Source organism: Thermus arciformis (assembly GCF_900102145.1).
Lineage (GTDB): Bacteria > Deinococcota > Deinococci > Deinococcales > Thermaceae > Thermus > Thermus arciformis.
The window spans coordinates 1-25,263 of record NZ_FNBC01000013.1 but is presented as its reverse complement, the minus strand read 5'-3'; the positions used below and the strand labels follow the sequence as shown (position 1 = coordinate 25,263).

The following is a 25,263-nucleotide window of genomic DNA, read 5'->3' as shown; positions in this document are numbered from 1 at the left end:
ATATAGGCCTAGGGAGGTGAGCGTATGGTGCTAACCCCTAGGCCCTTGGAGGAGCGGGACCTCGAGGCCACCGTCCTCCGCGTCTTCCTCAAGGTGATTGACCTGGTGGGCGGGCCCAAGGCCCTGGCGGAGAAGAAGCGCCTCACCTGGGCGGGAAGCCTGATGACCGCCGCCTACGCCGTGGTCCTCGCCCAGGAGGGGATGAAGGGGGAGGAGGCCATCGCCAAGGAGCTCGGCCTTTCCAGCGCCGCCGTGCGCCAGATCCTCCGGGCCGACCCCGAGGCGGCCTTGAAGCGAATCCAGGAGCTTGAGGAAGGGGAAAGGCTCAGGACGCACGTGGCCGGGGGGCTCGCCAAGGCGGCCTACCGGGCCATCCGCCAAGGGCAGGAGGAGCCCCGGGTCCTGGGCTACTTCTTGGAGCGCTTTGTGGAGATGATGGGCATCCCCTGGGCCGTCCTGGTCCTCAAGGCGGTGAAGGGCCTAGACTTCCCCGCGGACAAGGAGGCCCTTCTGGCCAGGCTCAAGGGCTTGCGCCTTTTGGACCAGCCCGCCGAGGCCCTCCTGGAGCGCCTGGAGTACCCGGTACGCAGCCCCGCCGACCTCCTGCACCAGCTCAGGCTCCACCTGGAGGCGTAGTAGACTCTTGGCGTGGTCCTGGTCCTGGATTTCGGCTCCCAGTACACGCGGCTCATCGCAAGGAGGCTTCGGGAGCTAAGGGCCTTCTCCCTTATCCTCCCCGGCGACGCCCCCCTGGAGGAGGTTCTGAGGCATAACCCCAAGGCCCTGATCCTCTCCGGGGGGCCAAGAAGCGTCTTTGAGCCCGATGCCCCCCGCCCCGACCCCAGGCTTTTCTCCTTGGGGCTTCCCATCCTGGGGATCTGCTACGGGATGCAGCTCCTCGCCCAGGAGCTTGGGGGGAGGGTGGAGCGCTCCGGTAGGGCCGAGTACGGCAAGGCCCTCCTCACCCGCCACGAGGGCTCCCTCTTCCGGGGATTGGAGGGGGAGGTCCAGGTCTGGATGAGCCACGCCGACGCCGTGACCGAGCTTCCCCCGGGCTGGCGGGTCTCGGCCTCCACCGAGGAAAACCCCGTGGCGGCCATGGAGGCCGAAGACGGCAAGGCCTTCGGGGTCCAGTTCCACCCCGAGGTGGCCCACACCCCCAAGGGGATCCAGATCCTGGAAAACTTTCTGGAGATCGCCCAGGTTCCCCGGGACTGGACCCCGGAGCACATCCTGGAAAGCCTCCTGAAGGAGGTGCGGGATCGGGTGGGGAAGGACCGGGTGCTCCTGGCGGTCTCGGGGGGGGTGGACTCCTCCACCCTGGCCCTCCTTTTGGCCCGGGCGGGGGTGGACCACCTGGCGGTCTTCGTGGACCACGGGCTTTTGCGCCTGGGGGAAAGGGAGGAGGTGGAAGGAGCCCTGAAGGCCCTTGGGGTGAACCTCCGGGTGGTGGACGCCAAGGAACGCTTCCTGAAGGCCTTAAAAGGCGTGGAGGACCCCGAGGAAAAGCGCAAGATCATCGGGCGGGAGTTCGTGGCGGTCTTCTCCGAGGTGGCCCAAAAGGAGGGGCCTTTCCGCTTCCTGGCCCAGGGCACCCTCTACCCCGATGTGATTGAGTCCGCCGGAGAGAAGGGGGCAGCCAAGATCAAGAGCCACCACAATGTGGGGGGGCTTCCCGAAGACCTCGGGTTTGAACTCTTGGAGCCCTTCCGCCTCCTCTTCAAGGACGAGGTGCGGGAGCAGGCCCTTCTCCTCGGCCTCCCCGACCCCATCCGCCTGCGCCACCCCTTCCCGGGGCCGGGGCTGGCGGTGCGGGTCCTGGGGGAGGTCACGGAGGAAAGGCTTTCCATCCTGCGCCAGGCGGACGACATCTTCATCAGCCTCCTGAGGGAGTGGAGGCTTTACGAGAAGGTGGCCCAGGCCCTGGCGGTCCTCACCCCCCTAAGGAGCGTGGGGGTGGCGGGGGACGAGCGCAAGTACGGCTACGTGCTGGCCCTCCGGGCGGTCACCACCGAGGACTTCATGACCGCCGACTGGGCCAGGCTCCCCCTGGAGTTCCTAGACGAGGTGGCCCGGCGCATCACCCGCCGGGTGCCCGAGGTGGGCCGGGTGGTCTACGACCTCACCTCCAAGCCCCCGGCCACCATAGAATGGGAGTGATGGGAGAACCCGCCCGGCTTAGGCGGCTTTCCCCCGAGGCATACTTGGAGGAGGAGGCCCGCTCTCCCATGAAGCGGGAGCTCGTGGAGGGGGTCCCTTACGCCATGGCCGGGGCGAGCCGGGCCCACAACCTCTTGGTGGGGAACCTCCACTACCTGCTTTACCCCCTGGCCCGGCGAAAGGGCTGCCGTCTCTACGTGGCGGACATGAAGCTTAGGGTGGGGGAGGCCACCTTCTACTACCCCGACCTCATGGTGGTTTGTGCCCCCCCTCCGGAAAACCCCTTTTACGAGGAGGCCCCTTGCCTTGTAGTGGAAGTCCTTTCCCCCTCCACCGAGGGCATAGACCGCCGGGAAAAGCTTGGGCGCTACCTGGCCCTTCCTTCCCTGGAGGGATACCTCCTGGTGGACACGACCGCCCGCCGGGCCGAGCTTTACCGGAAGGAGTCCGGGGAGGTTCTCTACGAGGCTTTCGTCGGGGGGGAGGTGCCCTTGCCCTGTCTGGGGGGTGCCCTCCCCTTGGAAGCGGTCTACGCCGGGGTGGAGCTGGAGGCCCGCCCGGGGTAGACTTAGGAGGAAAGGAGGAAGGATGCCCACCTTTATCGTCCTCAGCACCCTCACGGACGATGGCGCCGAGACCCTGGTGAAGAACCCCGAGCGCATCAAGGAGGTGAACGGGGAGTTGGAGCGGGACTTCGGGGTGAAGGTGGTGGCCCAGTACGCCGTGCTCGGGCCTTACGACTTCGTGAACATCGTGGAGGCGGAGGACGCCGCCAGCGTGGCCCGGGCCATGCTCCACCTGGCCTCGAGGGGAAGCGTGAAGACGATGACCCTGGAGGCCATCCCCGTGGCCGAGCTCATCGCCCGGCTCAAGTAGTGGAGGTTCTGGAAACTTCCGTCTACGCCGAGGACCTGGAGAAGGCCCGGGCCTTCTACGAAGGGGTCTTGGGCCTTCCCTGCTTCCAGTTCAAACCGCCCCGGCACGCCTTCTTCCGCGCTGGGCGGGGGGTGTTTTTGGTCTTCAACCCCAAGCTCACGGAAAAGGAAACCCACCTCCCTCCCCACGGGGCCAAAGGAAGCGTCCACGTGGCCTTCCGGGTGGAGGAGGAGGAGCTTCCCGCCTGGGAAGCGCGCCTCAAGGCGGCGGGCTACCCGGTGTGGTGGGCCGAGTGGCCCAAGGGGAAAAGCCTCTACACCCAAGACCCCGCGGGCAACCTGGTGGAGCTCGCCCCGGCGAGTATCTGGGAACCCTGAGGCCCAAGCCTAAAGGGCCAGGGCCTCCAGGAGGGCCCGCACCCGGAAGGCGAGAAGCGCCTCGGGGCCGTGGACCTGCTGGACCCGGTCGGCGAGGCCGGGCATTGGGGGCGTGAGGGTGAGGAGAGCGTGGAAGGGCTGGAGCCACTCCAGGGGAAGGCCGCCTCCCGCGTGGAGGAGGAGGTCGGCCTTCAGGGCTAAGGCGGTGGCCTCCTCCCGCCTCAAGGCCACGTGCCCCCTGGCCTTTGGGGGCAGGCGGGCGAGGAAGCCATCCCCCTCGGCGAAGCTCGGGGCCACCACGGAGACCTGGCCCAAGGCCCGGAGGAAGGGGGCCAAGGAGGGGCGCAAGGGGCCAAGCCAAAGGGCCCTGGCCCCGGGGAAGTGGGCGGAGAGGAAACGCTCCAGGGCGAGCCCCTCGGTGTAGTGGCTGTAAAGCCCCGAAAGGCCCGGCACCACCAGGTCCACCAGGCCCCCCGCCTCCGCCTCGGCCTCGAGGCGCACCCCTTTGGGCGGGGGCAGGGCCTCCTCCAGGGCGAGCCCGGCGAAGTCCAGGGGGGCGAGGCAGGAAAGCGCCGCCCAAGGGTCCCCCCCTGGGGGCACCTCCACGGGGTAGGGGAAGAGGGGCAGGCGCAGGGCGGCCACCTCCTCCACCAGGTGGTGGAAGAGGGGGGAGGCCCCCCGGTGGAGGACCGCCAGGGGCCGGGCTTTGGCGTAAGGAGGCAGGCCCAAGGCTTCCCCCTCAGGCCGGGCGGAGGTCGGCGTACTTGAGGGAGAGGCGCTTCAAGCCCACCCCCTCAAAGTGCACCGTGACCTCGTCCCCCGCCGCCGCCACCACGGTGCCGGGGCCGAAGCGGGGGTGGACCACCCTTTCCCCCCCCTTGAAGGCCCCGGGCAGGGCCCGGTGGGGGGGAGGGACGGGCTTGCGGTAGGGGTCATAGAGCTCGTAAAGGCCCTCCTCCACCTCCTCCAGGAAGCGGCTCGGCCGGGTGGCCTCGAGGCGGCCATAGACCTCCCGCTCCCGGGCATAGGCGAGGTAGAGCCGCTCCTGGGCCCGGGTCACCCCCACGTAGAAGAGGCGGCGCTCCTCCTCCAGGCCCTCCAAGATGTTCAAGGAGGAGCGGTGGGGCAGAAGCCCCTCCTCCACCCCCACCAGGAAGACCACGGGGAACTCCAGCCCCTTGGCGTTGTGCAGGGTCATGAGGGCCACCTTTCCCCCCGCTTCCCCCGGCTCCTCCGCCTTGGCGGTGAGGGCCACCCTGTCCAGGAAGTCCTGGAGGCCCTCCGCCTCCTTGGCGGCCCGGAGGAGCTCCTCCACGTTCTCCAGGCGGTCCTCGGCGTCCTCGGGGTAGGCCTCCTTGAGGTAGGCGAGGTAGTCCGTGGCCTCCAGGAGGTGGCGGAAAAAGGCCTCCGCCGAGTCCAGGGCCAGGTCGCGAAGCTCCTCCAGGAGGGCCAGGAAGTGGCGCACGGGCTCGGGCCGGGGAAGGAGGGGAAGGGCCTCCCGCAAGGCCTCCAGGAGGGGCAGGCCCCTTTCCCGGGCCAGGGCCTCCACCCTGGCCACCGTGGCCGGGCCGATGCCCCGGGGAGGCGTGTTCAGGACCCGCTTCAGGCTCACGGCGTCCAGGGGGTTGAGGGCGAGGCGGGCGTAGGCCAAAAGGTCCTTCACCTCGGCCCTTTCAAAGAACCCCACCCCTCCCACCACCCGCGCCGGGAGACCCCGCCCCGCCAAGGCCTGCTCCAAGAGGCGGCTTTGGGCGTTGGTGCGGTAGAGGACGGCGTACCGGTCCCAGGGAGGACCGAGCCGGGCGATCTCCTCGGCCACGAAGCGGGCCTCCTCCCGGGCGTCCCCCGCCCGGAAGAGGCGCACCGGCTCCCCGCCCCGCTTCACCGGGCGCAGGGTCTTCTCCAGGCGGAGGTTGTTCCTCACGATGACCGCGTTGGCGAAGCGCAGGATGGCCTCGGTGGAGCGGTAGTTTTCCTCGAGGCGGTAGACCCGGGCCTCGGGGTAGTCCCGGGTGAAGTCCAGGATGTTCCTTATGTCCGCCGCCCGGAAGGAGTAGATGCCCTGGTCCGGGTCCCCCACGGCCATGAGGTTGGCCTCCTCCCCGGCCAGGAGGCGGGTGAAGCGGTACTGCACGGGGTTCGTGTCCTGGTACTCGTCCACGTGGATGAAGCGGGCCCGCTTCCTGACCCGCCTCAGGACCTCGGGGTCCTGCTCCAGGAGCTTTAGGGCGTAAAGGAGGATGTCCCCAAAGTCCAAGGCCCCCTGGGCCAAAAGGGCCTCCTGGTAGCGGCGGAGGACGTCCAAAAGCTTCCCCCGGGAGAGGCCCGCGTAGAACTCGGGAAGCTCCGCGAGGAGGCCCTCCGGGGCCACCCCCTGGTTCTTGGCCCGGTCCAAAAGGGCCTTGATGGGCCCGGGCTTGGCGGAAAGGCCGAGCTCCTTGAGGACCTCCTTGAGGAGGGCCGTCTGGTCGTCCTCGTCGTAGACCACGAAGCCGGGCTTCAGGCCCACCCCTTCCCCGTAGACCCGGAGGATCCTCAGGGCGGCCGCGTGGAAGGTGGAGACCCAGACCTCCCCCGCCCCCTTCACCATGGCCTTGAGCCTTTCCCGCATCTCCTCGGCGGCCTTGTTGGTGAAGGTCACCGCCAGGATCTCCGAGGGGAAGACCCCGCGCCGGGCCATGAGGTAGGCCACCCGGTGGACCACGGTGCGGGTCTTGCCGCTCCCCGCCCCCGCCACCACCAAGGCGGGCCCCTCAAAGTGGAGCACCGCCTGGCGCTGGGCCTCGTTCAAGGAGGATAGGAGGGGCTCGTCCACGGGGGTGAGTCTACCACGGGGTAGACTCTAAGGCATGGAGCTCTACCCCACCCGAGAAGGGTTTCTGGGCGAGCTGGCCAAGGGCTTCACCTTCCTGGAGGTGGCCCGCATCGCCGCGGGCTTCGGCCAGAAGCTTCTGGAAGAGGGGAAGGGCGAGGTGGTGGTGGGCTACGATGCCCGCTTCCTCGCCCGGGAGATGGCCGAGGAGGCCGCGGGGGTGCTCTCGGGGATGGGCCTGAAGGCCCACCTCCTTCAGGGCCCCGCCCCCTTTCCCCTCTTCGGCTACGCCCTTTGGACCAAGAAGGCCGCGGGGCTCTACCTCACGGCAAGCCGCAAGCCCCCCCGCTTCCAGGGGGTGAAGCTCCGCCTCGAGGCGGGAAGGCCCCTCCCCGGGGAGGCCCTGGCCCTGCCCGAAGCCCCCCCCGAGGCCCGGGGCGGCTACGCCCTCCTGGACCTGAGGAAGGCGTACCTCGCCCACCTGGTGGAAAGCGCCGGGGAGCTAAAGGACCGGCCCGGGGTGGTCTACCTGGACGCCATGGGGGGGGCCGGCGGGGGGGTTTTGGGCAAGGCCCTCCAGGCCCTGGGGCTGAAGGCGGAGCTTCGCGAGCTCCACCCCCTTCCCCACCCCCTCTTCTACGGGGTGGACCCGGACCCCAGGCCGGAAAACCTCAAGACCCTCCTCGCCCTCCTCAAGGCCCAGGAGCCCCCGACCCTGGGCCTCGCCCTGGACGGGGACGCCGACCGGCTCGCCGTCTACCGGGCGGGAGGGGAGCCCGTGAGGGAGGAGGAGGTCCTCGAGGCCCTCCGGAAGGCTAGGGGCGAGGTCCAGGGGGACGGGGAGGGGGGCTTCCTCTTCCCCGGGCACCTCCCGGAGAAGGACCCCTACCTGGCGGCCCTTCTCCTCCTTGGGGTCCTGCTGTGAAGGAGCTCCTCCCCGGCCTCTACCTCCTTCCTGTCCCCATCCCCTACCCCCTGAAGACGGTGAACCTCTACCTCCTGAAGGGAAAGGGGGAGGTGGCCCTGGTGGACAGCGCCCTGGCCACCCGCACCGCCCGGGGCACCCTGGAGCTTTATTTGGCGGAGCTAGGCCTCTGCTTCGCCGACGTGAACGTTCTCCTCCTCACCCACCACCACCCGGACCACTACGGCCTGGGTGGGGTTTTTGAGGGCCTGGGGGCCAGGGTCTACCTCCACGAGGAGGAGTTCGCTCGGGGGCACCGCTTCTGGCTGGAGCCCGAGGCCTTTGAGGAGGCGAGCTGGCGGCTCTTCCTGGACCACGGCACCCCGGAGGAGGCCCTTTTGGGGATCCGGGAGACCATGGCCAAGACCCGGGAGCGGGTCCACCCGCCGCGACGCCCCGTTCCCCTGAAGGACGGGGAGGTGCTGGAAGTGGCGGGAAGGCGGCTAAGGGCCCTCTGGACCCCGGGCCACGCCGACGGGCACGTGGCCTTCTACCTGGAGGAAGAGGAGGTGCTGCTCGCGGGGGACGCCCTTTTGGAGCGGGTCTCCCCCAACGTGGGCCTTTGGGCCTATACCCGGGAGAACCCCTTGAAGGACTTCCTCGCCTCCTTGAAGCGCCTGGCGGAGCTCCCGATCCGGGTGGCCCACGCCGGGCACTTCGGGCCCATCGGGGACGTGCGCCAAAGGGCGGAGGAGCTCAAGGCCCACCACGAGGCCCGCCTTAAGGCCCTCCTCGCCCTCCTGGACCACCCCCAGGACGCCTGGTCCCTCTCCCTCAAGCTCTTCCCCCAGGAGCTGGACCCCGCGGGCCGCCGCTTCGCCTTCGCCGAGACCCTGGCCCACCTGGAGTACCTGCGCCAGGAAGGCCTCCTCCTGCGGGAAGGCCCTCCTTTCCGCTACCTGCGGGCCTAAAGCCCCTTGCGGGCCGCCCCGAGGGGGGAATAAACTTTGACGCGGTTCAAGGAGGTGGCATGAAGCCCTGGTACGCCCACTACGATCCCGGGGTCCCCCAAGAGGCCCCCAGGCCCAAGCCCTTGCCCCAGGCCCTGGAGGAAACCGCCACCCGCTTCCCCAACCGGGTGGCCTTGGAGTTCCTGGGGCGAAGTCTCACCTACAAGGAGCTTTGGCGGGAGGTGCAGGCCTTCGCCAAAGGGCTCCAGGCGGCGGGGGTGAAGCCGGGGGAGCGGGTGGCCCTCATGCTCCCCAACACGCCCCAGTTCGTCATCGCCTTTTACGGCACCCTCCTCGCCGGGGGCGTGGGGGTGAACGTGAACCCCATGTACACCCCGAGGGAGCTCCGCCACCAGCTTTTGGACGCCGGGGCCAAGGTCCTGGTGATCCTGGACCAGCTCCTTCCCCGCTACCAGGAGGTGAAGGGGGAGAGTGCGGTGGCCCTGGTGGTGCGCACGGGCATCCAGGACTACCTGCCCTTCCCCAAAAACCTCCTCTACCCCTGGGCGCTCAAGCGGAAGGGGCAGTGGCCCCGGGAGATGGAAGGCCTCCCCTGGCGCTCCTTCCTCAAGGGAGGCAAGCCCGAGCCCGTGCCCTTAGACCTGGACGACGTGGCCCTCTTGCAGTACACCGGGGGGACCACGGGGCTGGCCAAAGGGGCCATGCTCACCCACAAAAACCTCGCCAGCAACGCCCTGCAGGTGAGGGCCTGGATCCCCGACTTCCGGGAAGGGGAGGAGGTGGTCCTGGGGGCCATTCCCTTCTTCCACGTCTACGGGATGACCGTGGCCATGAATCTGGCCCTCCTGGGCGGGGCGAAGCTCGTCCTCCTCCCCAGGCCCGAGATCAAGGCCATCGTGGAGGCCATTGAAAAGCATCGGGTCACCCTCTTCCCCGGCGTCCCCACCCTCTACGTGGCCTTCAACAACTTCCCCGGCATAGAGGGGCGGAACCTCAAGAGCGTCCGGGCCTGCATCTCCGGCTCCGCCCCTTTGCCTTTGGAGGTGGCGGAGCGCTTTGAAAAGCTCACCGGGGCCAAGCTGGTGGAGGGCTATGGCCTCACGGAGGCGAGCCCTGTGACCCACTGCAACCCCCTCTACGGCGAACGGCGCCTGGGGAGCGTGGGCCTCCCCTTCCCCGGCGTGGAGGCCAAGGTGGTGGACGAGGAGGGCAAGGAACTCCCCCCGGGCGAGGTGGGCGAGCTCGCCATAAAAGGCCCCAACGTCATGAAAGGCTACTGGAACCGCCCCGAGGAGACGCAAAAGGCCCTCAGGGACGGCTGGCTCTTCACCGGCGACCTCGCCAAAATGGACCAAGACGGCTACTTCTACATCGTGGACCGCAAAAAGGACATGATCATCGCCGGAGGCTACAACATCTACCCCCGCGAGGTGGAAGAAGTCCTCTACCAGCACCCCGCCGTCCAGGAAGCCGCCGTGGTGGGCGTCCCAGACCCCTACCGCGGGGAGACCGTGGCCGCCTTCCTCGTCCTCAAGCCCGAGTACCGGGGCAAGGTCACGGAAAAGGACATAGAGGCCTTCTGCCGCCAAAACCTCGCCGCCTATAAGGTGCCCAGGATCGTTGTCTTCAAGGAAAGCCTCCCTAAGTCTGGCGTGGGCAAGATCCTCAAGCGGGAGCTTGCCAAGGAGGTGGGGCCCAGGCGGTAAACTGGGGGCATGGAAAAGGTGTACAAGAAGGTGACCCTGGTGGGGAGCAGCGAGGGGGGCCTCGAGGCCGCCATCCAGGCGGCCATCGCCCGGGCCCAGAAGACCCTTCGCCACGTGGAGTGGTTTGAGGTCAAGGAGATCCGGGGAAGCGTGGGGCCAGACGGGGTGCAGAGCTTCCAGGTGGTCCTGGAGGTGGGGTTCCGCTTGGAGGATTAAACGTTTTTGGCCCACGTGGCCCAGGAGCTGAAGACCCCCTCGGGCCCCGCCGTGGACCCCGAGGCCGCCGCCCAGGCGGTGTTTAAGGCGCTGGCTCAGAAGATCTCCGAGGGGGAGCTAGAGGACATCCGGGGCTTGCTGCCCAAGGAGGTCCGGGAGCTCTGGCCCCAGGCCTAATCCAACACGAAGCGGTCCTCGCTTTCGTGCAGGCGCACGCGGTGGACGATGCGCTGGTCCTGGCCGCTTTGGCCGTCCGTCATGGCCACCACGGTCACGTAGGGGCGCAAGGGGCTCCTTAGGACCTTCTTGGTGAGGGTCTCCTCCACCTGGAAGATCCCCGCGGAGTTGTTCATGAGCACCTGGATCTCCACCGGGTACTTCTCCCCCTTGAGGATGCGCACCTCGTCCACGGCCAGGGCGCTGATGGAGTGGATGTCAATGCTCCCCAGGGCGAAGGCCTTCCGCCCCCGGCCCTTGGTGATGTCGGTGCCGTCGGCCACGGCGGTGATGCCGGCCTCTATGGTGAGGGGCTCGGGGGCGAGGTCGTGGCTGTAGATGCTGTGAAGCATGAGGGCTCTTAGGGCGGTGCGCTGCTCGGGGTCGGGGTAGATCTTCTCCAGAATACGGTTGAGGATGGGGAGGGCCAGGGTGACGCCGAAGGCCTCGTGGTGGTGGCGGTGCACCTGGTTGCCCAGGTCGTGGAGCATGGTGGCGAGGAGGACCACCACGTAGGCGTCCTCCAGCTCCCCCGCCCCCGACTCCACGGTGTCCAAACGCACCCCGGCCTCGGCCAAAAGGCCCAGGATGGCCACGCCCGCCGCCCCGGTGAGGAGGGCGTGGACCCGGCCGTGGTCGTTGTAGCCCAGCTTGCGCATGGTGAGGTAGTTGGCCATGTTCCACCCGGCGCGGGCCTCGGGGTCTTGGATGAGGAGCTCGTAGGCCTTAAGGGCCTTGGGGAAGGGCTTTAGCCGCTCCCTTATGGCCTGGTCGGCCTCCGCGTAGAGCTTGGCCTTGGGGCTGGCCACGTGGACGATGCGTCCTTCCGTCATGGGCACCCCTCACCCTACACCGGCTGGGCCCAAGAGGCCCAGGACCGGCCTCACTCCCCCTTGAAGTTGGGGGGGCGCTTCTCCAAAAAGGCCCGCACCCCCTCCTTCATGTCCTCGGTGGCGGCGGCGTAGCCGAAGAGGTCGGCCTCAATCTCCAGGGCCTCGGCCAGGTCCAGCCCCTCCCCCCGCACCACGCTCTCCTTGGCCAGGGCCAGGGCCACGGGGGCGTTTTTCAGAATCTTTTGGGCGAGCTTCTTGGCCTCCTCCAAGGCGTCTTCCCCCACCCGGTTCACGAGCCCCAAAAAGAGGGCCTCTTCCGCGTCCACGTGCCGCCCGGTGAAGATGAGGTCCAAGGCCCGGCCCCGCCCGATGAGCCGGGGAAGCCGCTGGGTGCCGCCGAAGCCCGGGATGAGGCCCAGGCCCACCTCGGGAAGGCCGAGCTTGGCGCCCTTCGCGGCCACCCTGAGGTCGCAGGCCAGGGCAAGCTCCAGGCCGCCCCCAAGGGCGTAGCCGTTGATGGCGGCGATGGTGGGCACGGGCAAGGCGGCGATCTCGGCGAAGACCTGCTGGCCCAAAAGGGCGTACTCCCGGGCCATGAAGGGGTCCTTGAGGCCGGCGATCTCCTTGAGGTCCGCCCCCGCGGCGAAAGCCTTCCCCTCCCCGGTGAAGATGACGGCCCGGGCCTCGGGGTCCTGGGCGATGACCTCCGCCACCTCCGCCAGCTCCCGCAGGAGGTCCTGGGAAAGGGCGTTCAGGGCCTCAGGCCGCTTCAGGGTCACCAGGGCGATGCCCTCCTCCACCTCGTAGGCGAGGTGGTCAAACTCGGGGATCTCCAGGATGAACTCGTGCTCGTGTTCGTGCTCGTGGGCCATCTTCACACCTCCAAAAGGGCCTCGAGGGCCACCTCCACCATCCGCCGCACCCCCTCCTGCAAAACCTCCGGCGGGGCGAGCTCGGGGTCGCCGATGCGGTTGGAGACCACGAGGAGGGCCCCCGCCCGCACCCCCCGCATCCTCCCCAGGAGGAAGAGGGCGCTGGCCTCCATCTCAAAGGCGAGGACCCCGTACCTGGCCCAGGCCCGGGCGGCCTCGGGGGTGGTGGCGTAGAAGGCGTCCTCCGTGGCCACCAACCCCACGTGGTGGGGGTACCCCTTGGCCTCCGCCTGGGCCCAAAGGGCCCGGAAGAGGGCGGGATTGGGCACGGGGGCGTAGGGGCGGCCCTCCAGGTACTGGCGGGTGGCCCCGTCCAGGGGCACCGCCCCCTGGGCCACCACCAGGTCCCCGGGGGCCAGGGCCCCGTCCACCGCCCCGCAGGTGCCCACCCGCAGGAGGACCCTGGCCCCGAGCTGGATCAGCTCCTCGGCCACGATGCTGGCGGAAGGGGCCCCCATCCCCGTGGTCTGCACGGAGACGGGCCGGCCCTTGTAGCGCCCGGTGAAGCCGAGAAGCCCCCGGTAGGAGGTGTAGAGCACGGGGTCTTCCAGGAAGGTCTTGGCGATCCACTCCGCCCGGCCCGGGTCCCCCGGGAGGAGCACCCTTTCCGCCACCTGTCCCCGCTCACCCCGCACGTGGATGGGGCTCATACCGCCTAAGGATACACCAGGCGCAAGGCGGGAAGGCCCTCCACCAGGGCCTCGTCGTGGGTGGCCAGGACCAAGGCCGCCCCCACCTCCGAGGCGAGCCCCCGCATGAGCTTAAGGACCTCCCGGGCCTGGCGGCGGTCCAGGCTCGCCGTGGGCTCGTCCGCAAGGAGGAGGCGCGGCCTCAGGTAAAGGGCCCGGGCCACGGCCACCCGCTGCCTCTCCCCCCCGGAGAGCCGCTGGGGGAAGAAGTGGGCCCGCCCCTCGAGGCCAAGCCTCGCCAGAAGCTCCCAAGCCCAGGCCCGGTCCACCCGGCCCGCCAAATAGCCCGGGGCCAGGACGTTTTCCAGGGCCGTGAGCTCGGGGAAGAGGAAGTGGTGCTGGAAGACGAGGCCCAGGAAGCGAAGCCGCCTGGGGGCGAGGCGGGCCTCGGGAAGGTGGCGGATGGCCTCCCCCTCCCAGAGGACCTCGCCTTCCTGCAGGGGAAGAAGCCCGGCCAGGAGGTGCAAAAGGGTGGTCTTGCCGCTTCCCGAGGGGCCGAGCACGGCCAAAGCCTCCCCCGGGGCCAAGGCGAAGGACACCCCCCGGAAGAGGGCCCCGTTCCCATAGGCGAAGCCCAGCTCCCGCACCTCCAGCACCGGGCGCACCCTCTCATCCTCTAGGCAAAGGATGAAGCTTCGGTTAGAGTGGGGCCGATGAGCCCTAGCCCCCTTTTCCAGGACCTCGGCCCGGAGGAGGTGGCCCTGGCCCTGAGCTACTTCGTCCGCCTGGCCTACCCCAAGGGGAAGGTCCTCTTCCACCAGGGGGACCTGGGCCAGAGCCTCTACCTGGTGGAGGCGGGGCGGGTGCGGCTCTTCCGCACCCACCTGGGGGGGCAGGAGAAGACCCTGGGGGTGGTGGGGCCGGGGGGGGTTTTCGGGGAGATGAGCCTCCTGGACGGGGGCGAGCGGAGCGCGAGCGCCGTGGTGGAGGAGGAGGCCTCCCTGCTCGTCCTCCACCGGGAGGCCTACTTCGGCCTCCTCCGCCGCCTCCCCCTCTTCGGCCACAACCTGGCCCGCCTCCTGGCCCACCGCCTGCGGGAGGCGGACCTGGAGCTGGACCTTTTGGCCTTTGAGGAGGCGGGAAGCCGGGTGGCCTACGCCCTTTTGAAGCTCCTGAGGCAGGGCTACGGCCCAACGCTTCACCTGCGCCACCAGGACCTGGCCCACCTGGCGGGGGCGAGCCGGGAGACGGTCACCCGGGTCCTCCACGCCCTCCAGGAGCAGGGGGCGGTGCGCCTGGCCCCCGGGGTGGTGGAGGTGGTGAGCCCGGGCCTTCTGGAGGAGCTGGCCTTCGGGCTGGTGTAGGGAGGAAGCATGCGCCTACGGGTGGACCCTTTGCCCACGGAAACCCTGGTGTACCCCGACGTGGTCCTGGTGGTGGACGTGATCCGCTCCACCACCACCGCGGTGGCCCTCCTGGAGGCGGGGGCCGAGGCCCTTTACTGGGTGGCGGGCCTCGAGGCCGCCAAGGCCTTCAAGGACGCGGACGTCCTCCTGGCGGGGGAGGCGGGGGGGGTGAAGCCCCCGGGCTTTGACCTGGGGAACTCCCCCAGGGAGGCCCTGGAGGCCCCGGTGGGGGGAAAGGTGGTGGTGATGAGCACCACCAACGGCACCAAGGCCGCCCACGCCGCCGCGAAAACGGCCAAGCACGTCCTCCTGGCCTCCCTCTACAACGCCCACGCCGCCGCCCGCAAGGCCCTGGAGCTGGCCACGGAGGAGGTGGCCATCCTCTGCGCCGGGAAGGAGGGGCGGGTGGGGCTGGACGACCTCTATACCGCGGGAGTCTTGGCGGAGTACCTGGGGCTTTTGGGGGAGATGGAGCCCGAGGACGGGGCCCGCATCGCCTTGGCCCTCAGGCGGGCCTACCAGGACCCCCTGGAGGCCCTAAGCCTCTCCGCCGCGGCCCAGGCCCTCAAGGGGGTGGGCCTCGAGGCCGACGTCCCCTTCGCCGCCCAGGTGGCCAAAAGCCCCCTGGTCCCCGTCCTCTCCGGGCGGGTGGGGGAGGCCCTCATCTTCAAGGGGAGCTTGCCGGGCCAGGGCTAAGCCCCTCCTCCGCCAGGAGGCGGTGGAAGCGGCGGAGGGCGGCCACGCCCTTTTCCAGGTTCACGAGGTCCAGCTTCTCGTTGGGGGCGTGGAGGTTGTCGTCGGGAAGCCCGAGGCCCAAAAGGACGATGGGCGCCCCCAGGGCCTCCTGGAGCTCGGCCACCACGGGGATCGTCCCCCCTTCCCGGGCGTAGACGGGTGGGCGGCCCCAGACCTCCTCCAGGGCCCGGGCCATGAGGCGCATGGGGGGGCTAAAGGGGTCGGTGAGGACGGGCCTGCCCCCGTGGAGCCTCCGCACCTCCAGGGCGTAGCCCGGGGGGCAGACCGCCTTCAGGTGGGCCTCGGCCCGCTCCGCCACCTCCTCCGGGTCCTGGTCGGGCACCAGGCGCATGGAGAGCTTCATTCCCGCCTCGGCGGGGATCACCGTCTTGGAGCCCTCCCCCTGGTAGCCGCCCCAGATGCCGTTCGGGTCCAGGGTGGGCCGGGCCCAAAGCCTTTCCAGGGGGGCGTAGCCCTCCTCCCCCGGGAGGACCTCCACCCCGAGCTCCCGCTTCAGGGCCTCCTCGTCCAGGGCGGGCCAGAGGGCCTTTTCCTCCTCGGGGACGGGGCGCACCCTCTCGTAGAAGCCCGGGATCAGGACCCTCCCCGTCCTCTCGTCCTTCAGCCGGGCGAGGAGCCACCCCAGGGCCTGGATGGGGTTCGGGGCCACGCCCCCGAAGGCCCCCGAGTGGAGGTCCCGCCTCGCCCCCCTAAGGCGCACCTCCAGGTAGCAAAGCCCCCGGAGGCCGTAGGTGAGGGTCGGGGTGTGGGGGGCGAACATGGCCCCGTCGGAGATGAGGACGGCGTCCGCCCGGAGCTTCTCCCGGTTCGCCCGCACGAAAGGGGGGAGGTGGGGGCTTCCGATCTCCTCCTCCCCCTCCACCAGGAACTTCAGGTTGACCGGGGCCTCCTCCGCGGCGAGGACGTGGGCGAAGAGCTGCCCCTTGTCGTCGGAGGCCCCCCGGGCGTAGATCCGGCCCTCCCGCACCACGGGGGAGAAGGGGGGGCTTTCCCAAAGCTCCAGGGGGTCGGGGGGCTGGACGTCGTAGTGGCCGTAGACCAGGACCGTGGGGGCCTTCTCGTCCACGAGGCGCTCGGCGTAGAGGATGGGGTGGAGGGGGGTCTCGTGGAGCTCGGCGCGGAAGCCCAGGGCCTTAAGCCGCTCCGCAAGCCAAAGGGCCGCCCTACGCACGTCCTCCTTGCGGGCCGGGTCGGTGGAGACGGAGGGGATGGAGAGGAACTCCAAAAGGGGCGCTAGGTCCTTCACGCGCCCATGTTACCTTCTTGGAGAAGCCCCCTGCCCTCCTCCAGGAGGAGGAGCTTGAGCCTGGCCACCTCGGCCTCAAACCGGGCCTGCAGGGCCTCGAGCTCCGCCCGAAGCCGCATGATCTCCTCCACCCCCGCCAGGTTCACCCCCAGCTCCTGCGTCAGGCGGCGGATCTCCCGAAGCTTCTCAATGTCCCGCTCCGAGTAAAGCCGCGTCTTCCCGCTGGACCGCTTCGGCTTGATCAAACCCTTCCGCTCGTAAAGCCTTAGCGTCTGCGGGTGCATCTCCACAAGCTCCGCCGCCACCGAGATCACGTACACGGGGCGGTCCTTGGGGGAGGGCTTCTCCGTCTCCCCGGGGGCGGGGAGGGCGGGGCGCTCCAACTCTTGGAAGCGGTGGCCGATCTCCGCCTTGAGCCTGGCCACCTCGGCCTCAAACCGGGCCTGCAGGGCCTCGAGCTCCGCCCGAAGCCGCATGATCTCCTCCACCCCCGCCAGGTTCACCCCCAGCTCCTGCGTCAGGCGGCGGATCTCCCGAAGCTTCTCAATGTCCCGCTCCGAGTAAAGCCGCGTCTTCCCGCTGGACCGCTTCGGCTTGATCAAACCCTTCCGCTCGTAAAGCCGAAGCGTCTGCGGGTGCATCTCCACAAGCTCCGCCGCCACCGAGATCACGTACACGGGGCGGTCCTTGTCCACCACCTTGTCCATAAGCCCTTAGCTCCTCCCGCTAAGCCCCTCTATCCCCAAACATTATACCTCGCCTGTGTACCCGAGGCGCAGGGAAGCTCTTTGGGCCGCCTCCACCACCCGGGGGGCGAGGCGGTGGGCCTCCTCCAGGGAGAGGCGGCTTGCGGGGGCGGAGAGGGAGAGGGCCGCCACCACCTCGCCCTTAGGCCCGAAGACAGGGGCGGCCACGCACCGCACCCCGAGCTCCTTCTCCTCGTTGTCCAGGGCGTAGCCCCGCCCGCGCACCGCCTCAAGCTCCCGAAGGAGGTCGGGAAGCCGGGTGAGGGTGTGGGGGGTGTAGGGCGTGAGGCTAAGCCCCTCGGGCACCCCCAGATAGGCCAGGAAGACCTTCCCCACCCCGGTGGCGTGGAGGGGGGCCCGGGAGCCGGGGGCGGTGAAGAGGCGGACGAGCTTCGTCCCCTCCACCTGGTCCAGGTACAACGCCTCCCGCCCCAGGGGCACCGCCAGGTTCACGCTCTCCCCCGTCTCCCTCGCCAGGGCCTCCATCTCGGGGCGGACCGCCTGGGAAAGCGAACGCTTGGGGTAGGCCTGGCCCACGGCGAAGGCCTTGGGCCCCACCCGGTAGACCCCGCCCTCCTCCTCCACGAAGCCCGCCTGGGCCAGGGCCCTGAGGAGGCGGTAGAGGGTGCTCTTGGAAAGCCCCGTGCGCCCGGCGAGCTCCCCCAAGCCCGCCGCCTCCAAGGCCGCCAGGGCCTCGAGGACCCGAAGCCCCCTCTCCAGGGTCTTCACCGCCTGGGGCGGCTTCTCCCGCGGACGCGCCATGCCGCTTAGGGTAACGGGGGCGGCCTTGTTTTTCAAGATGCAAAAAATCTTTTTGCTTCTTGACAATCCCGCCCCGCCTCCCGTAAGCTCGGACCACCATGAAGGGCGTGGAGATCCGGAAAGACCACCCCCTCCTGAAGGAGGTCCTGACGGAGGAGGCCCTGGGGTTCGTGGTGGCGCTGCACCGAGAGTTCAACCCGGTGCGCAAGGCCCTCCTGGAGCGGCGTCAAGCGCTTTGGGAGCGGTACAAGGCCGGGGAGAAGCCGGACTTCCTCCAGGAGACCGCCTTCGTCCGGGGCGGGCCCTGGCAGGTGGCCGAGGCCCCCCCTGACCTCCAGGACCGCCGGGTGGAGATCACCGGCCCCGTGGACCGGAAGATGATCGTGAACGCCCTGAACTCGGGGGCCAAGGTCTTCATGGCGGACTTTGAGGACGCCCTCTCCCCCACCTGGGACAACGTCATCCGGGGCCAGAAGAACCTCTATGACGCCGTCCGCCGCCAGATTGACTTCGTCTCCCCTGAGGGCAAGGAGTATAAGCTCAAGGAGAAGACGGCCACCCTCCTGGTGCGCCCCAGGGGCTGGCACCTCGTGGAAAAGCACGTCCACGTGGACGGGGAGCCCATCTCGGCGAGCCTCTTTGACTTCGGCCTCTACTTCTTCCACAACGCCCACGAGCTCCTAAGGCGGGGAAGCGGGCCCTACTTCTACCTGCCCAAGCTGGAAAGCCACCTCGAGGCCCGCCTCTGGAACGAGGTCTTTAACTTCGCCCAGGACTACCTGGGCCTCCCCCGGGGCACCATCCGGGCCACGGTCCTCATTGAGACCATCCTGGCGGCCTTTGAGATGGAGGAGATCCTCTACGAGCTCAAGGAGCACGCCGCCGGGCTCAACGCCGGGAGGTGGGACTACATCTTCAGCTGCATCAAGAAGTTCGCCGCCACCGCCCCCATCTTCCCCGACCGGGCCCAGGTGACCATGACCGTGCCCTTCATGAAGGCCTACACCGAGCTTTTGGTCAAGTCCTGCCACATCCACGAGGCCCACGCCATCGGCGGGATGGCGGCCTTCATCCCGAGCCGCAAGGACCCCCAGGTGAACGAGCGCGCCTTCCAGCAGGTGCGGGCCGACAAGGAGCGGGAGGCTTCCCAGGGCTTTGACGGCACCTGGGTGGCCCACCCCGACCTGGTGCCCGTGGCCATGGAGGTCTTTGACCGCTATCTGGGGGAGAAGCCCCACCAGAAGCACGTGAAGCGGGAGGACGTCCGGGTGACCGCGGCGGACCTCCTGAACTTCCACGTCCCCGAGGGGAAGGTGACGGAGGCGGGGCTTCGCAACAACGTCTCCGTGGCCCTCCAGTACCTGAACCAGTGGCTTTTGGGCAACGGGGCCGCGGCCATCTTCAACCTCATGGAGGACGCCGCCACCGCCGAGATCAGCCGGGCCCAGCTTTGGCAGTGGGTGCACCGGGAGGCCCAGCTGGAAGACGGCCGCACCGTTACCCCGGAGCTTTACCAGAAGATTAAGGAGGAGGAGCTCGCCAAGCTCGGGGGCCGGGACAAGGAGCGCTACCGGGAGGCCGAGGAGATCCTGGACAAGCTCGTCCTCTCGGAGGAGTTCGTGGAGTTCCTGACCCTGGTGGCCTACGAGTACATTGACTAACCCCATGCTGGCTTGCGCCAGCATGGGGGCCCCAAAGGGAGGGGGAGAACTCCTCCCTTTTGCCCTAAAGTGGAGGGGAAAGGAGGTCAAGGGTGGGCTTCTTGGAGGAACTCAAGGCCCTGCTTCCCGGTCGGGTCCTCACGGGGGAGGCGGAGCTTGCCCCTTACGAGTCGGACGCCCTCACCGCCTACCGCAAAAGGCCCTTGGCGGTGGCCCTGCCGGAGAGGAAGGAGGAGGTCCTCGGGGCGGTGCGGCTTTGCCACCAATACGGCGTCCCCTTCGTGGCCCGGGGAAGCGGCACGAGCCTCTCCGGGGGCTCCCTCCCCGTGGAGGGCGGGGTGGTGATCGCCCTGAACCGGATGAACCGGATCCTGAGGCTGGACCCCAAGGCCCGGATCGCCGTGGTGGAGCCCGGGGTGGTGAACCTCAAGGTCTCCCAGGAGGCCGCTCCCTTCGGCCTCTACTACGCCCCGGACCCCTCCAGCCAGCCCATAAGCACCCTCGGGGGGAACGTGGCCTTCAACTCCGGGGGGGCCCACTGCCTGAAGTACGGGATGACGGCGAACCACGTCCTGGGCCTCGAGGTCGTCACCCCCACGGGGGAGGTGGTGCGCCTTGGGGGGGAAAGCCTAGAGGGCGTGGGCCCGGACCTCCACGGCTTCTTCGTGGGGACGGAAGGGCTTTTGGGGGTGGCGGTGGAGATCACCCTAAGGCTTCTCCCTAAGCCCGAGGCCTACCACACCGTCCTCGCCGCCTACCCGAGCCTCGAGGCGGCAGGGGAGGCGGTGAGCCGGGTGATCCGGGCAGGGCTTCTCCCCGGGGCCATGGAAATCATGGACCGCCTGAGCATAGAGGCGGCGGAGAAGGCGGTGAGAGCAGGCTACCCCCCGGTGGAGGGCCTCCTCATCGTGGAGCTTGAGGGCCCTAAGGAGGAGGTGGCCGAGGAGGCCCTGGTCCTGGAAGGGGTCTTAAGGGAAAGCGGCGCCTTGGAGCTAAGGGTGGCGCGGGACGAGGCCGAGCGCCAGGCCATCTGGAAAGGGCGCAAGGCGGCCTTCAGCGCCGTGGGAAGGCTCTCCCCCGACTACCTGGTCCAAGACGGGGTGGTGCCCCGCTCCCGGCTCGGGGAGGCCTTGAGGGAGATCCAGCGCCTCTCCCGGGAGTACGGCCTAAGGGTGGCCAACGTCTTCCACGCCGGGGACGGGAACCTCCACCCCCTGGTCCTCTACGACGGGAAGAAGCCCGGGGAGCTGGAACGGGCCGAGGCCTTGGCCGGGGAGATCCTGAGGCTTTGCGTGCGCTTAGGAGGGTCCCTCACGGGGGAGCACGGCATCGGGGTGGAGAAGAAGGGCTACATGCCGGAGATGTTCGCCCCGGAAGACCTCCTGGCCATGGAGGAGGTGAAGCGGGCCCTGGACTCCCAGGGCCTCGCCAACCGGGGCAAGGTCCTGCCGGAGGTGGTCCGTGCCGGCGCTTAGGCCGGAAAGCCCGGAAGAGGTCCAGGAGGCGGTGCGGGCCTACCCCCGGCTCCGGGCGCGGGGCGGGGGGACGAAGCCCGCCCTCTCCACCCCAAGGGAGGGGGAGGCCCTTTTGGACCTCTCCCGCCTCCGGGGCCTTTTGGCGTACGAGCCCGAGGAGTTCGTCTTCACCGCCTTCGCCGGGACGCCCGTCGCCGAGGTGGAGGAGGCCCTAAGGGCCCACGGCCAGTACCTGCCCTTCCACCCGCCCCTCGCGGGGAAGGGGGCCACCCTGGGGGGGACGGTGGCCGCGGGGCTATCCGGCCCCTTGCGCCACCGCTTTGGGGGCCTGAGGGACTTCCTCCTCGGGGTGCGCTTCGTGGACGGGGAGGGGAGGATGGTGCGGGGCGGGGGCAAGGTGGTGAAAAACGCCGCGGGCTTCCCCTTCCACCGCCTCATGGTGGGCTCCCTGGGGGCCTTCGGGGTCATGGTGGAGCTTTCCTTCAAGGTCTTCCCCAGGCCCCGGACCACCCGCACCCTCAGGGTGCGGCGGGAAAACTTGGAGGAGGCCCTCGCCGATCTAGAAAGGCTCAGGCTTCTCCCCCTAGACCTCCTCGCCCTGGACCTCGTCCCCCCGGCCACCTTGGAGCTTCGCCTGGGGGGGTTTGAAAGGAGCGTGGAGGCCCGCCTCAAGCGCCTCCAAGACCTCCTCGGGGAGGGAGAGGTCCTGGCGGAGGACGGGGCCCACTGGGAAGGGGTGCGGGACCTCGGCTTCCTGGAGGCAAGCCCCATCTGGGTCAAGGTGCCCGCCAAGCCCCACCTCATCCCCCGCCTCGAGGCCCTCCCCTTGGGCCCAAGGCGCTACCTGGACGGCGGGGAGGTGCTCTACGCCGGGGCCACGGAGGAGGGCCTAAAAGCGCTAAAGGAGGCGGGGCTTCCCCACCTGGTGCTAAGGGGGGCGGAAACGCCCCTCTTCCCCGAGCCCCAAGGGGCCTTCTTCGCCGGGGTCAAGAAGGCCCTGGACCCCAAGGGCCGCTTTCCCTTAGGGTGAGAGCATGCAGCACCAAATCCCCATACAAAAGCTGGGCAAGGAGGGGGAGGTGATGGCCCACGCCATTGAGGCCTGCGTGCACTGCGGCTTCTGCCTCCCCACCTGCCCCACCTACGTGGTGCTCCAGGAGGAGATGGACTCCCCCAGGGGGCGCATCTTCCTCATGAAGGAGGTCCTGGAGGGGAACCTCAAGCTGGAAGAAGCCCTCCCCTACCTGGACCGCTGCCTCGCCTGCCAGGCCTGCGTCACCGCCTGCCCAAGCGGCGTCCCCTACGGCGAGCTCATCGCCACCTTCCGCCTGTGGAGCGAGGAAAAGCGGCACCGCTTCCCCTTGGAGAGGACCTTCCGCCTGGGCCTCCTCCGCACCCTCCCCTACCCGGAGCGCTTCCGGCCCCTGGCGAAGCTCGGCGCCCGCCTGAAACCCCTCCTCAAGCCCCTCCCCCTCCCCAAGCCCCTGAAGGCCCCCCTCGCCCTCCTCCCGGACCGCCTTCCCGAGGAGGCCCCTTACCGGGAGGTCTACCCCGCCAAGGGGGAGAGGAAGGCCCGGGTGGGGATCCTTTTGGGGTGCGCCCAGAGGGTCTTGAGGCCCTCCATCAACCAGGCCACCATCCGGGTCCTCCAGGAAAACGGGGTGGAGGTGGTGGCGGTGCCGGAGCAGGCCTGCTGCGGCGCCCTAAACCTCCACGCCGGGGACAAGGAGGGGGCGAGGGCCCTCGCCCGGAAGAACCTGAAGGCCTTCCGGGACGTGGACTACGTGGTCACCAACGCCGCGGGGTGCGGCTCGGGGATGAAGGAATACCCCCTCCTCTTCCTGGGGGAGCCCGAGGAGGAGGAGGCCCGGGCCCTCGCCGCCAAGGTGAAGGACCTGAGCGTCCTCCTGGACGAGCTGGGCTTCATCCCGCCCCCACCCCCCAGCCGCCCCTTGCGGGTGGCCTACCACGACGCCTGCCACCTGGCCCACGCCCAAGGGATCAGGGAGGCCCCGAGAAGGCTTCTCAAGGCGGCGGGCCTCGAGGTGCTGGAGCCCAAGGAGTGGGAGCTCTGCTGCGGGAGCGCGGGCACCTACAACCTCTTCCAGCCGGAGATCGCCGAGGCCCTGGGGAGGAGGAAGGCGGAAAACCTCAAGGCCACGGGGGCGGACCTCGTGGCCACGGGGAACATCGGCTGCCTCACCCAGATCCAGGCCTACCTGGACCTCCCCGTGCTCCACACCGCCGAGCTTTTGGCCCTCCTCTACGAGGGGAAGGACCCTCTGGCTTGACCCGCATACTCTCTTGCAGCCATGCTTAAAGCATGGCCCTCACCATCCGCAACAAGGAGGTGGAGCGCCTGGCGGAGGAGGTGGCCCGCCTCGCCGGGGAGACCAAGACGGAGGCCGTGAGGAAGGCCCTGGAGATGCGCCTTAGGGAGCTCCAAAGGGAGCGGAACTTTGACCGGGTGATCTGCTTCCTAGAAGAGGAGGTCTGGCCCCAGATCCCCCCGGAGCTTCTGGGGAAGGGGATCCCCAAGGAAGAGATGGACGCCCTCTGGGAGGAGTAGATGGTGGTGGATTCCTCGGCCCTCCTGGCCCTTCTTCTACGGGAGCCCGACCACAGGCTCTACCTGAAAGCCATCCGCCAAGCCTCTAGGGCCAAGGTGGGCGCTCCCACCCTGGTAGAAACGGCGGTGGCCCTGGGACGACACCTGGGTTTCGACAAGGTCCACATGGTGGAGGCCCTCGTCAAAGAACTCGGCCTAGAGGTAGTCCCCTTCACCGAGGCCCACTACCGGGAAGCCGTGAGGGCCTACGCCCGTTATGGAAAAGGCCGCCACCCCGCCCGCCTAAACCTCGGGGACTGCTTAAGCTACGCCCTGGCCCGAGCCGAAGGGGAACCCCTCCTCTACAAGGGCCAGGACTTTGACCGGACGGACCTGGCGTGGAAGCCCTCCTGAAGGAAGCCTTCCTCGAGGCCCTGAAGGCCACGGACCCCTACCGCCTCACGGCGAGGCACCTCCCCCCTTGGCGGCCGGACCTCGTCCTGGCGGTGGGGAAGGCGGCGGCCCCCATGCTCCGGGCCGCCCTGGACCGCTACGGGGAGGTCCCCTACCACCTCACCCTGCCCAAGGGGCAAGAGGCCCCCGGGCTCAAGGCGGTCTTCGCCCGCCACCCCGTCCCCGACGAGGAGAGCGTCCGGGCGGCCGAGGAGGTCCTCGGCCTCCTCCAGGGGCTTTCCTCGAGGGCGCGGGTCCTAGCCCTCCTCTCGGGCGGGGGAAGCGCCCTGTGGTGCGCCCCCCTGGGGATCCCCTTGGAGGAGAAGCGGGCCCTCACCGAGGCCCTCCTCAAAAGCGGGGCGAGCATCCACGAGATAAACGCCCTTCGCAAGCACCTCTCCCGCATCAAAGGGGGAAGGGCCCTCCTCGCCACCAGGGCCAAGGTCCACGCCCTCCTCCTCTCCGACGTGCCCGGGGACGACCCCTCGGTCATCGCCTCCGGGCCCTTCCACCCGGACCCCACCACCTACGCCGAGGCCCTGGCCCTCTTGGACCGCTACGGCCTCGCCTTCCCCGGGGCCCGGGCCGTCCTCCGTCAGGGGGCGGAAGGGCGCCTCCCCGAGACCCTAAAGCCCCAAGACCCCGCCCTGAGGCGCCTCACCTGGCGCCTCGTGGGGACGAACCTCCACCTCCTCCGGGCGGCGCAGAGGTTCTTGCGGGCCCGGGGCTTCCGGGCGGCGATCCTTTCCGACCGCTTCGGGGGGGAGGCGAGGGCCCTCGCCCGCTTCCACGCCGAGCTCGTGGAGACCATCCGCGCCCACGGGGTGCCCTTCAGGAAGCCCCTCTTCCTCCTCTCCGGGGGAGAGGCCCAGGTGCGGGTGGTGGGGAGGGGAAGGGGCGGGCGGAACCTGGAGTTTCTCCTCGCCCTCTACGCCCACCTCAAAACCCCCCTCCACGCCCTCGCCGCCGACTCCGACGGCCTGGACGGCCCTAGCGGCGCCGCCGGGGCCCTCCTCACCCCGGCGGTGTGGGAAAAGGGGCTGGACCCCAGGCCCTTCCTGGAGGAAAACGACAGCCTCGGCTTCTTCCAAGAGGCGGGAACCCTTCTTAGGACCGGCCCCACGGGGACCAACCTCAACGATTTCCGGCTCCTCTTTGTAGACTGAGGGAGTGGAGTACCCGGAGCTTGCCCCGGTCCTCGAGGCCATCCTCAAGACCGTCCCGGCGCAAAAGGTCATCCTCTTCGGCAGCCGGGCGCGGGGGGAAGCCCCCCAGAAAGCGACCACGACCTCCTCGTGGTGGTGCCTCCCGAGTACAAGACCATGCGGGTGGGGAAGGACCTCCACCTGGCGGTGAGCAAGGCCAAACGGGGCTTCAGCCCGGACCTCCTTCTGGCCACCGAAGAGGACCTGGAAAAGTACCGGGACGCCTGGACCTCCCTTTACCCCAAGGTCCTGAGGGAAGGCCGGGTGCTCTATGCCGCGTGATACCCTTTCTTGTTGTATTCTTCGTCCATGACCGTGGCCGACCACCTGACCCTGAACGAGCTGTGGCGGAGGGTCAAGAAGGCCAAGGACC

General features: G+C 69.2%; 27 protein-coding genes and 2 pseudogenes. 20 read left to right on the top strand and 9 right to left on the bottom strand.

Going from position 1 to position 25,263, the window contains the following annotated elements; genetic code table 11:
- The first annotated feature begins 24 nt into the window (after positions 1-24).
- The 5 genes from BLP62_RS06100 to BLP62_RS06080 are packed head-to-tail and all read left to right on the top strand — an operon-like array spanning position 25 to position 3,413.
- Positions 25-636 carry a circadian clock protein KaiC gene (locus BLP62_RS06100; protein WP_008633168.1) on the top strand — a complete coding sequence of 204 codons (612 nt, stop codon included), beginning with the start codon at positions 25-27 and terminating at the stop codon, positions 634-636.
- A gap of 12 nt (positions 637-648) precedes the next feature.
- Entirely contained in the window at positions 649-2,160 is a 1,512-nt protein-coding gene (gene guaA / locus BLP62_RS06095) for a glutamine-hydrolyzing GMP synthase (protein WP_093006902.1), read from the top strand.
- A complete protein-coding gene (locus BLP62_RS06090; protein ID WP_176758156.1) occupies positions 2,160-2,726 on the top strand; it encodes a Uma2 family endonuclease in 567 nt (188 codons plus the stop codon). Before guaA ends, BLP62_RS06090 begins: the two co-directional genes overlap by 1 nt.
- 22 nt (positions 2,727-2,748) lie before the next feature.
- Positions 2,749-3,036 (top strand): glutamine synthetase/cystathionine beta-lyase binding protein, encoded by a 288-nt coding sequence (locus BLP62_RS06085; protein WP_093006898.1) that lies wholly within the window; start codon positions 2,749-2,751, stop codon positions 3,034-3,036.
- Positions 3,036-3,413: a VOC family protein gene (locus tag BLP62_RS06080; RefSeq protein WP_093006896.1), complete on the top strand. Its 378-nt coding sequence runs from the start codon at positions 3,036-3,038 to the stop codon at positions 3,411-3,413. The genes BLP62_RS06085 and BLP62_RS06080 overlap by 1 nt, the downstream gene beginning before the upstream one ends.
- A 9-nt stretch (positions 3,414-3,422) precedes the next feature.
- Here BLP62_RS06080 and BLP62_RS06075 read toward each other — a convergent pair whose 3' ends face one another.
- Positions 3,423-4,142, bottom strand: coding sequence for a hypothetical protein (locus tag BLP62_RS06075; RefSeq protein WP_241374211.1), 720 nt, complete (start codon positions 4,140-4,142; stop codon positions 3,423-3,425).
- Positions 4,143-4,152: 10 nt separating this feature from the next.
- On the bottom strand, positions 4,153-6,228 hold the full coding sequence (locus BLP62_RS06070; RefSeq protein ID WP_093006894.1) for an ATP-dependent helicase: 2,076 nt from the start codon (positions 6,226-6,228) through the stop codon (positions 4,153-4,155).
- 34 nt (positions 6,229-6,262) lie between these two features.
- Here BLP62_RS06070 and BLP62_RS06065 point away from each other — a divergent pair, with 34 nt between their 5' ends.
- The 5 genes and pseudogenes from BLP62_RS06065 to BLP62_RS06045 form a co-directional block, all read left to right on the top strand.
- Positions 6,263-7,150 (top strand): phosphohexomutase domain-containing protein, encoded by an 888-nt coding sequence (locus BLP62_RS06065; protein ID WP_093006892.1) that lies wholly within the window; start codon positions 6,263-6,265, stop codon positions 7,148-7,150.
- Entirely contained in the window at positions 7,147-8,100 is a 954-nt protein-coding gene (locus tag BLP62_RS06060; RefSeq protein WP_093006890.1) for an MBL fold metallo-hydrolase, read from the top strand. Before BLP62_RS06065 ends, BLP62_RS06060 begins: the two co-directional genes overlap by 4 nt.
- Positions 8,101-8,159: 59 nt before the next feature.
- Positions 8,160-9,806 (top strand): long-chain-fatty-acid--CoA ligase, encoded by a 1,647-nt coding sequence (locus BLP62_RS06055; protein WP_093006888.1) that lies wholly within the window; start codon positions 8,160-8,162, stop codon positions 9,804-9,806.
- A 9-nt stretch (positions 9,807-9,815) separates the two neighbouring features.
- Complete coding sequence (locus tag BLP62_RS06050) at positions 9,816-10,022, top strand: dodecin (RefSeq protein WP_093006886.1); 207 nt, start codon at positions 9,816-9,818, stop codon at positions 10,020-10,022.
- Between the two features lie 3 nt (positions 10,023-10,025).
- Positions 10,026-10,199: pseudogene (locus BLP62_RS06045) on the top strand (DUF2267 domain-containing protein); the annotation flags it as partial.
- On the opposite strand, the gene BLP62_RS06040 reads toward BLP62_RS06045, so the two are convergent.
- Genes BLP62_RS06040 through BLP62_RS06025 form a run of 4 tightly spaced genes read right to left on the bottom strand, consistent with a single transcriptional unit; the run spans position 10,196 to position 13,297 of the window.
- Complete coding sequence (locus BLP62_RS06040) at positions 10,196-11,071, bottom strand: HD domain-containing protein (RefSeq protein WP_093006884.1); 876 nt, start codon at positions 11,069-11,071, stop codon at positions 10,196-10,198. The pseudogene BLP62_RS06045 and the gene BLP62_RS06040 sit on opposite strands and share 4 nt — an antisense overlap.
- A 50-nt stretch (positions 11,072-11,121) precedes the next feature.
- Complete coding sequence (locus BLP62_RS06035) at positions 11,122-11,943, bottom strand: enoyl-CoA hydratase/isomerase family protein (protein ID WP_093006882.1); 822 nt, start codon at positions 11,941-11,943, stop codon at positions 11,122-11,124.
- Between the two features lie 2 nt (positions 11,944-11,945).
- Positions 11,946-12,653 (bottom strand): phosphorylase family protein, encoded by a 708-nt coding sequence (locus BLP62_RS06030; RefSeq protein ID WP_093006880.1) that lies wholly within the window; start codon positions 12,651-12,653, stop codon positions 11,946-11,948.
- A 5-nt stretch (positions 12,654-12,658) separates the two neighbouring features.
- The gene (locus BLP62_RS06025) at positions 12,659-13,297 is read right to left on the bottom strand and encodes an ABC transporter ATP-binding protein (RefSeq protein WP_093006877.1); all 639 of its coding nucleotides are present in this window, start codon (positions 13,295-13,297) and stop codon (positions 12,659-12,661) included.
- 48 nt (positions 13,298-13,345) lie between these two features.
- Between BLP62_RS06025 and BLP62_RS06020 the strand changes: the two genes are divergently transcribed.
- Together BLP62_RS06020 and BLP62_RS06015 are read left to right on the top strand one after the other, a co-directional pair.
- A complete protein-coding gene (locus BLP62_RS06020; RefSeq protein ID WP_093006875.1) occupies positions 13,346-13,996 on the top strand; it encodes a Crp/Fnr family transcriptional regulator in 651 nt (216 codons plus the stop codon).
- Between the two features lie 9 nt (positions 13,997-14,005).
- Positions 14,006-14,734 carry a 2-phosphosulfolactate phosphatase gene (locus tag BLP62_RS06015; protein WP_093006873.1) on the top strand — a complete coding sequence of 243 codons (729 nt, stop codon included), beginning with the start codon at positions 14,006-14,008 and terminating at the stop codon, positions 14,732-14,734.
- Here BLP62_RS06015 and BLP62_RS06010 read toward each other — a convergent pair.
- From BLP62_RS06010 to BLP62_RS06000, 3 genes are read right to left on the bottom strand one after another with little or no spacing between them, the layout of a single operon-like run.
- Positions 14,706-16,040: a dipeptidase gene (locus tag BLP62_RS06010; RefSeq protein WP_093006871.1), complete on the bottom strand. Its 1,335-nt coding sequence runs from the start codon at positions 16,038-16,040 to the stop codon at positions 14,706-14,708. The genes BLP62_RS06015 and BLP62_RS06010 overlap by 29 nt on opposite strands.
- A complete protein-coding gene (hspR, locus tag BLP62_RS06005) occupies positions 16,037-16,747 on the bottom strand; it encodes a heat shock protein transcriptional repressor HspR, fused homodimer type (protein WP_093006869.1) in 711 nt (236 codons plus the stop codon). The genes BLP62_RS06010 and hspR overlap by 4 nt, the downstream gene beginning before the upstream one ends.
- Positions 16,748-16,789: 42 nt before the next feature.
- Positions 16,790-17,548, bottom strand: a complete 759-nt coding sequence (locus tag BLP62_RS06000) for an IclR family transcriptional regulator (RefSeq protein ID WP_176758155.1) — start codon at positions 17,546-17,548, stop codon at positions 16,790-16,792.
- A gap of 98 nt (positions 17,549-17,646) precedes the next feature.
- Between BLP62_RS06000 and aceB the strand changes: the two genes are divergently transcribed.
- The 8 genes and pseudogenes from aceB (at position 17,647) to BLP62_RS14495 (ending at position 25,172) form a co-directional block, all read left to right on the top strand.
- Positions 17,647-19,209, top strand: a complete 1,563-nt coding sequence (gene aceB / locus BLP62_RS05995; protein ID WP_093006865.1) for a malate synthase A — start codon at positions 17,647-17,649, stop codon at positions 19,207-19,209.
- Between the two features lie 92 nt (positions 19,210-19,301).
- Complete coding sequence (locus tag BLP62_RS05990) at positions 19,302-20,684, top strand: FAD-linked oxidase C-terminal domain-containing protein (RefSeq protein ID WP_093006863.1); 1,383 nt, start codon at positions 19,302-19,304, stop codon at positions 20,682-20,684.
- The gene (locus BLP62_RS05985) at positions 20,671-21,714 is read left to right on the top strand and encodes an FAD-binding protein (protein ID WP_093006861.1); all 1,044 of its coding nucleotides are present in this window, start codon (positions 20,671-20,673) and stop codon (positions 21,712-21,714) included. The genes BLP62_RS05990 and BLP62_RS05985 overlap by 14 nt, the downstream gene beginning before the upstream one ends.
- A 4-nt stretch (positions 21,715-21,718) precedes the next feature.
- Positions 21,719-22,975 carry a glycolate oxidase subunit GlcF gene (gene glcF, locus BLP62_RS05980; RefSeq protein WP_093006859.1) on the top strand — a complete coding sequence of 419 codons (1,257 nt, stop codon included), beginning with the start codon at positions 21,719-21,721 and terminating at the stop codon, positions 22,973-22,975.
- A gap of 32 nt (positions 22,976-23,007) precedes the next feature.
- Positions 23,008-23,253, top strand: a complete 246-nt coding sequence (locus tag BLP62_RS05975; protein ID WP_093006857.1) for a type II toxin-antitoxin system VapB family antitoxin — start codon at positions 23,008-23,010, stop codon at positions 23,251-23,253.
- Positions 23,254-23,646 (top strand): type II toxin-antitoxin system VapC family toxin, encoded by a 393-nt coding sequence (locus BLP62_RS05970; protein WP_093006855.1) that lies wholly within the window; start codon positions 23,254-23,256, stop codon positions 23,644-23,646. It abuts the gene before it with no gap.
- Positions 23,631-24,851 carry a glycerate kinase type-2 family protein gene (locus BLP62_RS05965; protein WP_093006853.1) on the top strand — a complete coding sequence of 407 codons (1,221 nt, stop codon included), beginning with the start codon at positions 23,631-23,633 and terminating at the stop codon, positions 24,849-24,851. The genes BLP62_RS05970 and BLP62_RS05965 overlap by 16 nt, the downstream gene beginning before the upstream one ends.
- Positions 24,852-24,855: 4 nt before the next feature.
- Positions 24,856-25,172: pseudogene (locus tag BLP62_RS14495) on the top strand (nucleotidyltransferase domain-containing protein).
- Positions 25,173-25,263 lie beyond the last annotated feature (91 nt).